Here is a 10358-nt window from a genome sequence, read left to right as displayed (position 1 = left end):
AAAGGTATAGAGTTACAGTTAAATATGGTTCCTTTAAAAAGTGAAAACTTCCAATGGGATCTTAACATTAACTGGGACAGAAATAGAAGTAAAGTATTGTCTTTACTTGATGGTATCGAAAGTTTAGAATTAGCTGACTTTCAAACAGGCCTTACAATAAACGCAGTTGTTGGTGAGCCTTATGGAACTATTAGAGGACGTGATTTTGTTTACACTAATGGTCAAAAAACTATTGGTACTAATGGACGTTATTTAAGAACAGCTACTAGTAATAACAACATTGGTGATATTAACCCAGATTGGAAAGCAGGTATCCGTAATAGCTTTACCTATAAAAACTTTAATTTAAGTTTCCTTATTGATATACAAAAAGGTGGAGATGTTTTCTCTCTTGATACTTATTATGGTTTTGGTACTGGTTTATATGATTTTACAGCTGGTGATAATGAGTTAGGAAATCCTTATAGAGATCCTGTAACTGGAACTCCAGGAAATTACGGTGCCGATAGTGGTGGTGTTCTTTTTGAAGGTGTTTTAGCTGATGGGTCTCCTAACAATATTAGAGCTTCTGCAACTTCAGCTGGTCTTTGGGGGTATCGTCAACCACAAGCTGCTCACGTTTGGGATGCTGGTTATGTAAAATTACGTGAAGCTACTTTATCTTATAAATTCGATTCTAAAGTTTTAGATAAACTACCTTTTACATCTGCTTCAATCTCTCTTATAGGAAGAAACTTATGGATTATTGAGAAGCATGTACCGTATGCTGATCCTGAAGCTGGTTTAAGTGCTGGTAATGCGCAAGGTAATCAATCAGGTTCATATCCTTCTATTAAAGAAATAGGTGCTAGTATTAAATTACAATTTTAAAAAAAAATAAAATGAAAAAAATATTATTAACAGCAGTGCTCTCTGTAGTTCTTGTATTAGCTTCTTGTAAAACCGATGAGCAATACGAAAACTTAAATAGAGACCCGAAAAACCCAACTCAAGTTGCAGCAGACTTTTTATTTAATTCTGCAACCAAGAGTTTAATTGACCAAATGACGCAATTAAATGTTAATCGTAACAGTTTTAGATTTTTTGCGCAGTACAATACAACTACAACTTATACAGAAGAACCAAATTTCGATTTAGTAACTAGAACTATTCCTGGTTATCATTGGTCAGAAATGTATAGAGACGTATTATTAGATTTAAAAACTTCTAAAGAAAATGTATTGGCTGACACTGAATTAAGTGGAGCTGAGCAAACGGCAAGAGTATCTCAAGCTGAAGTTTTAATGGTTTATGCATTTCAACAAATGGTAGATACTTGGGGAGACATTCCTTATAGTGAAGCACTTAGTGATGTTACTTTACCTAAGTATGATGATGCAGCAACCATTTATTCTGATTTAATTACACGTTTAACAGCTGCCATCCCTGGTTTGAGTGGTTCTGGTTACAGTACAGCTGACCGCTTATATGATGGAAATTCTGCAGCGTGGGTTAAATTTGCAAATTCTTTAATGATTCGCTTAGGAAGTCGTCTTACAGATGTTAACCCAACATTAGCTAAGTCTACTATAGAAGCTGGCTTTAGTGGTGGAGCATTTACATCCAATGCAGACAATGCAACCATTAATTATGAAGGTACTACACCAAATACAAATCCTGTTTGGGTTGACCTTGTACAATCTGGTCGTGCAGATCATATTCCTGCAAATACAATCGTTAATTTTATGAACAATCTTGATGATCCAAGACGAGCTGTATATTTTGACGATAATTTAGGTGCTGGTACTTACGTTGGTGGAAATTATGGAACTGTAGCTTCATATGCTGTTCATACTCATTTCGGTGATGCAATTCATGATCCTACCAATCCTGCTTCTTTAATAGATTTCGCAGAAGTATCTTTTTATTTAGCAGAAGCTGCTGAGCTTGGTTTCACAGTAGGTGGTACTGCCGAAGAGCATTATAATAATGGAATTGCTGCATCTTTTGATTATTGGGGTGCTAGTGACTTAGCTACTTATATGGCTAATCCGGATGTTGCTTATACAACTGCTCCTGGTACTTGGAGAGAAAAAATTGGAAATCAGTTTTGGATAGCTATGTTTAATAGAGGGTTTGAAGGCTTTACAGCTTGGAGAAAATTTGATACCCCTACTTTACAAATTCCTGTTGATCAAGGCACTCCATTACCATATAGATACACGTATCCTATTGATGAGCAAAATTTAAATGGAACAAATTGGGAAGCTGCATCTACTGCTATTGGCGGAGATTCTCAGCAAACTAAATTATTCTGGGATGTAAACTAGTTTTAGTTCCTTTTTTTATATTAGAGTAGAGCCTTATAAGTTTAAAACTTATAAGGCTCTTTTTGTAATATACATATTCAATTACCGACTTAAAGGTAAATACATTTGAAAAATGAAACAATTTTTAATATTAACTTTTATCTTACTGGTAAATTGTTCAGCAGAAAACACTACTAAAGATAATAACGATGAAGTTTTAGATAATTTATGGTGCGTACCTAAAACAGATATAGCTGGCGGAGGGACTTATCCTGTTAAAGAAAACCCAAACTACAAAAGTGTTTCAGAAGTTGATGCAATAGGGTTTTTAAATGAGAATTCAAGACTTGCGCTTTTGAAAATAAATGGACAAGTTTATGCATACCCATACGATTATACTAATAATTTTGAAGTTATAAATGATACATTTGGAGATGTTCCTTTGGCTATAACCTACTGTCCAATAACCGAAAGCGCACTCTCATTTGATAGAAGGTTACCAAACGGAGAAATTATTATAATGAAAGCTTCTGGGTTTCTATACAAAGATAATCTCATTACTACTGATGCAAATTTAAAGTATTATTGGTCTCAAATGGCTATACGTGGTCTTAGAGACTCAAGTAAAGAAATTAGACTTAAAACCTTTAATATTATAGAATCTTATTGGTTAAGTGTAAAAACACATTTCCCGAATGCCATGGTATTTAATCATCCTGATGTGGCAGATTGCAACTGTGATGAAGATCCAGTTCCTATAGATTACAATAATTTACTAGGCGTTATACATGAGCATGTTTTTGATGATATAGTACATGTATTCAGCTATAATAATTTCTCTAATGGAATAGAGTTAGATTACACATCAGTTAATGGTCAAGATGTGATAATTGTAGGTAGTAAAGAAAAAGTATATTTTAATGCCTTTTATTTGCCAAGCAATTTATCATTTGCTGCATTAGATGTAAATGAATTTCCTAATGTTTTAATAGATAACGAAGGTAATATTTGGGATGCTTTTGGTTATGCTGTTTCTGGAAACAGACAAGGCTCAAAATTAAATAGTCCAAAATCTTATGTAGCTGCAGAATGGGCATTTAAGGATATTTTTGAAAATATAGTGTTTCATAACTAATCTTATTAAACTATAAATTTATCAATAATTATCTTTTTAATGAAAAATGTCCTCTATACTCTTCTCCACTTGGAAATTTTAAACAATACCAATAGTCATCATCAATTAAAAGGTTTCCTTTAAATTTTCCATTCCAACCAATGGATTGATTTGGATTAAAGGTTTTTAATAATTTCCCATACCGATTAAAAATTTCCATAGTTAATAATTGAGACCCGAATAAGCCTGGGTCTAAACCTGCGACATTCCAAGTATCATTAGAATTATCATTATTTGGAGTGAAGTATTTAGGAAATCCAAGAATATAAAAATCTTTTGATATTCTATCACAGTTTAAATTATCCATAATATAAAGTGTATGCTTTCCGTATGGCAAATTTAAAAAAGAATTACTTGCTTGATACGTACCAAACTCATCATCAATAGCATAAACAAAATTATCACTAGTATTATCAAGTACAACCATTAAGTTTCTGTCATTAATAACTAAATCTTGAATTACGGGAATTTCATTCTGATTCACCGTAATGGTTATCATGTCTTCACAATTAAGCAAAGGATCAATAACATTAACTGTATAAACACCTGCTTGTGAAATTGAAATTTCATTTAAAACTTCATTAGTACTCCAGTCATAATCATAACTACTTACTTGACTTGAACTGAGTCCCGCATCAATGATTATTGGGAAATCTGAAATGCAAACATTTATAACTTGATCTTCTAATTGAGGAAAAGATTTTACTTCTAAACTTAAAACGCCAGTACCATAACATGCACTATCGCTTTCAGCTCTAATATATACTGTATTATTTGTTGATGTGTATATATTTGGCAACGGACTAATCCCTATGGCAGCATCATTTTTATCTTCGTAAAATGATATATCAACATTTGTTGGAAGGTTTAAAACAGATGCTATTCTAATCCCTTCAGATTCTAAATCGAAATCTGCAAGATTATCTTCATCAGGGTCGCAAGCTCCTAATTCGTGAGTACCAATATCAATGGCTTGTGTTGTATTCAATCTCACTGTAGCCATACTAAAGCAATCTGTATTGGCCTTGAACACTTTGGCATATACTATTTCTCCATTGGATTGATTGGTATAAATTTCATCAATGGCGTTAAAATTATCAGTGTCATTAATGGCCTCTGTCATTGAATTATAATAGTAAACCTGAATAGCATCTTGCGTATATAAACTTAAAGGAGCATTAGCAAGTTGTAAATTAAAAGGTGCTATTCCATCATTTGGATTATTATCGGCAGAGTCGCATTGTACTAAATCAAAAGTGGTTTTCATTACATCTGGCGGTTGAGAAATAATGACTTGCTTTAAAAAAGGGCCTTGCTCAACACCATTCAAATACATAGTTAAACTTACAGTATACGCTCCAGCTTGTGAATAAATATGTAATGGTTCATTGAGGCTTGATGTTTGTCCATCACCAAAATCCCAAAGCACACTATCATAAGGCTCCTCTGAAGTCACAAAAAAACGGGTTTGATCCCCAAAACACGTATACTCATAATCGAAAGTGTACAAAAATATAGATTGCACAAATGGAGGAAGCCCCAAGTATGCTGCTTTGCCTCCTAGATTTATCGAATTTTCAGAATAACCAGCAGCAGTACCAATCTCATTTGGCTTATTAATTACTGAAAGGTTTAAACCTTCTGACGAAATTCGAAATCCTGCTCTGTAAATTTTACCATCTATAGCTAATTGCAAGGCTCCTGCAACATTTTTTGAAATACTTATATTTTCTTTAGAGTTAGCAATATCTGAGCTTTCTAAATTAAACTGAAATAAATGACTATGATTAAATCTATCATCGTCATCATAAAAATTATCAGTTATATATAATAGTTTTGAGTTAGGTGAAAACTCAACGCCATAAGGATAAGATTCAGAGAGAATCTCCAACTGATTTGACACATTACCAAAAGTGTTATCAAAATCATACAAAAGTACTTTACCAGATTGCTTTTTTGGGTTTTTTGGACCTCCATTTCCTAGGGAAGTTGAGCTATGAGCAATCGCGATTTTTTTACCGTCTGGAGAAACTTTTAAATAGCCTATTGCAGTGATATTTGCACCATCATCATTAAAAAGAGGAGCAACAGTTTGTTGGACATTAGATATAATTGGTGTTTCATTAACACCATTTCCATCAATTAGAAATGAATAAAATTTATTCATGAATTGAGTAATAACCCAAACAGAACTACCATTGCTATGAGTAACTGCTGTTATCTTTTCAGATGATTTATATTCATTTTGGAGAGGATCTGTAGAGTCATATGTAATTAAATGCTTGTTTTTAACCGCAGATACAACATCACCAAAATTATTGTTTAATGATAAATCTATTTCTGAATAATTAACCCCATCAATGGGTTCGTCTTCTGTTAAATAGTAACTTGGCTTATCAATAGTAAACAAATAATATTTTGTTTTACTTCCTGGCTTTGGTACAATTAAAGCAGATTCCGTACTAGAACTATGCCCTAAAAGACCTTGTCCATTAGGCATAACTTGATGGCGTCTATCCCAAATAGTTACACCATCAGTATAAAACAAAAGATTCCCGTTAGGATCTGATATAGTTGCACAACCTTCACTTGTAGCTAATTTACTATCTAAAAGCGGTGTTGGATTTGGTGTGTTAAAATTAAGGCCTGCAAATTCACCAAAATACCAGTTAGCCGATTCTTTTTGCGAAAAAGCAAAACAAGTAAATAAGACTAATATTAAAAGTAAAACCTTGGTTTTCAATTTTGATTTATTTTGATTGATTGATTCATTGTAAATATAATCATATTTGTTCTGATTATAAATGATTTAGAGGTTTTAACATAACCTTAAATTTTTATAAAAACATTAATTAAAATTAATATAATGAGCCTATAATGCAAAATAAACTCTTTGTAGGTTAAACTTCTTAGACCAATAACTTTTTTATACCTTTATCCCATGCAAGATCAAACACAAATATTCGGCATAAGAGCCATTATAGAAGCTGTAAATGCTGGTGAAAACGTAGATAAAGTTTTTCTTCAAAAAGGCTTAAAAGGCGAATTATTTAGCGAACTAGAATCCTTGTTAAATAGGAAATCTATTAACAAATCTTACGTTCCTGTTGAAAAGCTTAATCGCTTAACTAACAAAAACCACCAAGGTGTTGTTGCACAAATATCTCCAATTGAATTCCATAATATGGAAGAATTGGTTTTAAAGGTTATGGAATCTGGAAAAACACCATTGTTTTTACTATTGGATCAATTAAGCGATGTTAGAAACTTTGGAGCTATTATTAGAACTGCTGAATGCACAGGTGTTGATGGCATTATTATTCAGAAAAAAGGTGGTGCACCAGTAAACGGAGATACTATCAAAACAAGTGCTGGAGCTGTTTTTAAAATACCCATTTGCAAAGTAGATCATATAAAAGATGCGGTATTTTATATGCAAGCTTCTGGCATAAAAGTAATTGCTGCTACCGAAAAAACTCAGGATATGATATACGATGTGTCTTTTACAGAGCCTTGTGCTATTATTATGGGATCGGAAGGTAGAGGTATTAACCCCTCAACTTTAAAGGTGGTTGATGCTAAAGCAAAACTACCTATTTTAGGTGATATTGAATCGTTAAATGTATCGGTGGCTTGTGGTGCTTTTTTATATGAAGTTGTGAGGCAACGTTTGCAGTAAACAGTCTTAGTTTTCAGTAACACTTAAAAATATTTTCAATAGCAATTCAATCTTTTTCTGAATGCTTTTTATATGCATAATTTATAGTGGGTTGCTCCTGCTCTTCTTCGGTTTCAATAGTTTCTATAAAATTACCGTTTTCATCAAAATGTTTTAAAAATGGGTCATTTTCTTCATTATAATCGTCGCGTTCCCAAACATATTTTTTAGGCTTTGCAATTTCTTTTCTAAAAAATAAAGCAAATAATAAACCCACTATTAAACCCGATAAATGTCCTTCCCAAGAAATACCTTTTTCTAAAGGGATAGCGTACCAAATCATGCTTCCGTATAAAAAGATAACCAATAATGACAAAGCAATAAGCCTATAATGTTTTGCAAATACGCCTTTAAAAAAAGTAAAGCTGACTAAAACATAAATGAGTCCGCTCGCACCAATATGATACGATGGTCTGCCAATACACCAGGTTAGAAATCCTGAAAACAAAATGCCGAAGACTAACACTTTCCAAGTAATAGGACGATAAAAATAAAACAACGCTGTTGACAAAACAAACAATGGAATGGTATTATGATAAATGTGTTGAATATCGCCATGAATAAACGGACTTAAAACAACACCTCTTAATCCTTTTAAAGTTTGTGGATAAACGCCATATTTACTAAAATTAAAACCAAAGCGTACCTCGAACCAAAACACTAACCATATAATTAATACGAATAATACTGGGTAAGCAATAACGCCTGTTGAGAATTTAAAATGTTCTTTATTATTCATTGTACTAAAGATAGCAAATAGTTAACCATGTTTTAATTAGATGCTAAAATGGCAGATATACCCTCGTGAGGGATTGCAGTGGTTAGCTTTTGGCGAGGCGCGCATCGAGCCAAAACTAATAACGGAAAGCCCGACCCCGAATTTTCTTCGGGGGCACGCCAAAAAAAAATTAAAATGTAATTTTCGGAATCTAAAATAAATAATACCTTTAAGTTCATAAATTCTTTTAAAAGATTCCTGCCTCCACAGGAATAAATGCTTTAATTTTACGTTATGAATGAGCCATTAGCCGAACGTTTACGTCCAAAAATTTTAGAAGATTATGTGAGCCAAACGCATTTAGTTGGCAAAAAAGGTGCTTTAACACAGCATATAAAACAAGGTTTGATACCTTCGATGATTTTTTGGGGACCACCAGGAACGGGGAAAACTACACTTGCGAATATTATTGCAACCGAATCTGGCAGGCCTTTTTATACGCTTAGCGCCATAAATTCTGGCGTAAAAGATATTCGTGACGTTATTGATAAAGCTAAACAAAGTGGCGGTTTATTTACTACTAAAAATCCTATTTTGTTTATTGACGAAATTCATAGGTTTAGTAAATCGCAACAAGATTCTTTGCTTCAAGCGGTTGAAAAAGGTTGGATTACCTTAATTGGTGCTACAACTGAAAATCCGAGTTTCGAAGTGATTTCGGCACTTTTATCACGTTGTCAAGTATATATTTTAAATGCTTTTGACAAAAAAGATTTAGAAACACTTATAAAACGAGCTATTGAAAAAGATGAATTTATTTCTAAAAAAACTATTGATTTAAAAGAAACTAATGCGCTTTTAAAACTCTCTGGCGGGGATGCTCGAAAACTACTAAATATTTTTGAGCTTATTGTAAATTCATATGATTCTGATAATATTACAATTACTGATGAAGACGTTTTAAAGAAAATTCAAAATAATACCGTACGCTACGATAAAACAGGCGAACAGCATTATGATATTATTTCGGCGTTTATAAAATCCATTCGTGGCAGTGACCCAAATGCTGCGGTTTATTGGTTGGCTCGCATGGTTGAAGGCGGTGAAGATGTTAAGTTTATTGCGCGCCGTTTACTTATTCTTGCTAGCGAAGATATTGGCAACGCCAACCCAACCGCTTTGGTAATTGCCAACAACACATTTCAGGCGGTAACGACTATTGGCTACCCCGAGTCCAGAATTATTTTAAGCCAATGCGCCACCTATTTAGCTTGTTCACCAAAAAGCAACGCCGCATACAAAGCCATTGGTAAAGCACAACAATTAGTTAAAGAAACTGGTGATTTAAGTGTGCCGTTGGAGGTTAGAAATGCCCCCACAAAACTGATGAAAGAACTTGGTTATGGTGATAATTACAAGTATGCACACAACTACAATACTAACTTTGCCAATCAAGAGTTTATGCCAGACGAAATAAAAAACACCACACTTTACGACCCCGGAAATAACGCTAGAGAAAATGCACATCGGGAGTTTTTAAAACAACGTTGGAAAGATAAATACGGGTATTAAATTAGTTCACAGTATTCAGTTGCATTTTAGTTTGTTATTATATAACACTAGAACTTAATATTTAAAGTTTCCTGTTTTAAAACATTATTTGAATAAAACTCTAAAATCCAATCATCTCCTTTTTTGTAGATAATAGCACTTTTATTTTCAACTAAAAACACGTTATCTAAATTTGTGCTTTTAATTCTGTAAACCACTTTTGGAGAACTATCTACCAACTGAAATCCGTTTTCAATTACTTGTGCATATAGCACATTAGATGCGCCTTCTATAACAGTTTCTTTTACTGGTACTACAACAATTTCTTCAACTTCAGCTTTAGTTTCAACAACCTCAATAACCTCTTTATTTTCCTTTTTTAAAGATTGTATTTCCTCTTTTAGTTTCTGAATTTCTTGAGCTACCTCATTTTTAGTTTCAACATCTTTTTTAATAACAGTAACCACATTTTTATTATTAGGCACATAACTATAGTTTATATCTTCAAAAGATTTAAAAGCGTTTCGTAATGCTTCCGTATATGCCTTATCATATTCTTTTATTCTACTTTCTCCTAATTGCGATGTGTAAATTACTTGATCATTACAATCTTTTAAAACAACCGTTAATTTCGTTTTAAACATTCCAGATTCTTTTAAAACATTAGAATTTAAACCTATGCAGCGATTTTGTTTAAAATCGTCTGGATAATTTTCACCTTCCATTAAAGTGATAAAACCCTGTTTTTCGAATAAAAACTTTCCTAATTCATTCATACGGTATTGGTTTTCTTCTTTTAAAAAATCGAATTTTTTAGGAACGATTACATATTTGTAATCATTTAAATTGGTTTGAGAGAATACGTTTGTAATAATAAAGCAAGCTATAAGTGTTGTTAATAATTTAGTT

At 32.8% G+C, this 10358-nt stretch carries 8 protein-coding genes and 1 pseudogene; 5 read left to right on the top strand and 4 right to left on the bottom strand.

All coding sequences use genetic code 11. From position 1 onward, the window contains the following. The 3 genes and pseudogenes from AADI82_RS10770 to AADI82_RS10760 form a co-directional block, all read left to right on the top strand. Window positions 1-870: pseudogene (locus AADI82_RS10770) on the top strand (SusC/RagA family TonB-linked outer membrane protein); the annotation flags it as partial. Window positions 871-881: 11 nt separating this feature from the next. Beyond that, window positions 882-2309, top strand: a complete 1428-nt coding sequence (locus AADI82_RS10765) for a SusD/RagB family nutrient-binding outer membrane lipoprotein (protein ID WP_341216443.1) — start codon at window positions 882-884, stop codon at window positions 2307-2309. Window positions 2310-2421: 112 nt separating this feature from the next. Further along, window positions 2422-3423 (top strand): DUF3179 domain-containing (seleno)protein, encoded by a 1002-nt coding sequence (locus tag AADI82_RS10760; RefSeq protein ID WP_341216442.1) that lies wholly within the window; start codon window positions 2422-2424, stop codon window positions 3421-3423. A 28-nt stretch (window positions 3424-3451) separates the two neighbouring features. Here AADI82_RS10760 and AADI82_RS10755 read toward each other — a convergent pair whose 3' ends face one another. Continuing rightward, a complete protein-coding gene (locus AADI82_RS10755; protein ID WP_341216441.1) occupies window positions 3452-6205 on the bottom strand; it encodes a T9SS type B sorting domain-containing protein in 2754 nt (917 codons plus the stop codon). 198 nt (window positions 6206-6403) lie between these two features. Here AADI82_RS10755 and rlmB point away from each other — a divergent pair, with 198 nt between their 5' ends. Next, window positions 6404-7141: a 23S rRNA (guanosine(2251)-2'-O)-methyltransferase RlmB gene (gene rlmB / locus AADI82_RS10750; RefSeq protein ID WP_341216440.1), complete on the top strand. Its 738-nt coding sequence runs from the start codon at window positions 6404-6406 to the stop codon at window positions 7139-7141. 46 nt (window positions 7142-7187) lie between these two features. Here rlmB and AADI82_RS10745 read toward each other — a convergent pair whose 3' ends face one another. Together AADI82_RS10745 and AADI82_RS10740 are read right to left on the bottom strand one after the other, a co-directional pair. Beyond that, complete coding sequence (locus tag AADI82_RS10745; RefSeq protein ID WP_341216439.1) at window positions 7188-7919, bottom strand: rhomboid family intramembrane serine protease; 732 nt, start codon at window positions 7917-7919, stop codon at window positions 7188-7190. A gap of 32 nt (window positions 7920-7951) precedes the next feature. Then, window positions 7952-8137, bottom strand: coding sequence for a hypothetical protein (locus tag AADI82_RS10740; RefSeq protein ID WP_341216438.1), 186 nt, complete (start codon window positions 8135-8137; stop codon window positions 7952-7954). Window positions 8138-8192: 55 nt separating this feature from the next. Here AADI82_RS10740 and AADI82_RS10735 point away from each other — a divergent pair, with 55 nt between their 5' ends. After that, the gene (locus AADI82_RS10735) at window positions 8193-9470 is read left to right on the top strand and encodes a replication-associated recombination protein A (protein ID WP_341216437.1); all 1278 of its coding nucleotides are present in this window, start codon (window positions 8193-8195) and stop codon (window positions 9468-9470) included. Between the two features lie 47 nt (window positions 9471-9517). Here AADI82_RS10735 and AADI82_RS10730 read toward each other — a convergent pair. Further along, a partial coding sequence (locus AADI82_RS10730; RefSeq protein ID WP_341216436.1) for a hypothetical protein occupies window positions 9518-10358 on the bottom strand: 841 nt, incomplete at its 5' end.

This window comes from uncultured Wocania sp. (assembly GCF_964021735.1).
Lineage (GTDB): Bacteria > Bacteroidota > Bacteroidia > Flavobacteriales > Flavobacteriaceae > Wocania_A.
Note: the sequence above shows the minus strand (reverse complement) of the source record. Positions and strands in the feature narration are given on the sequence as shown.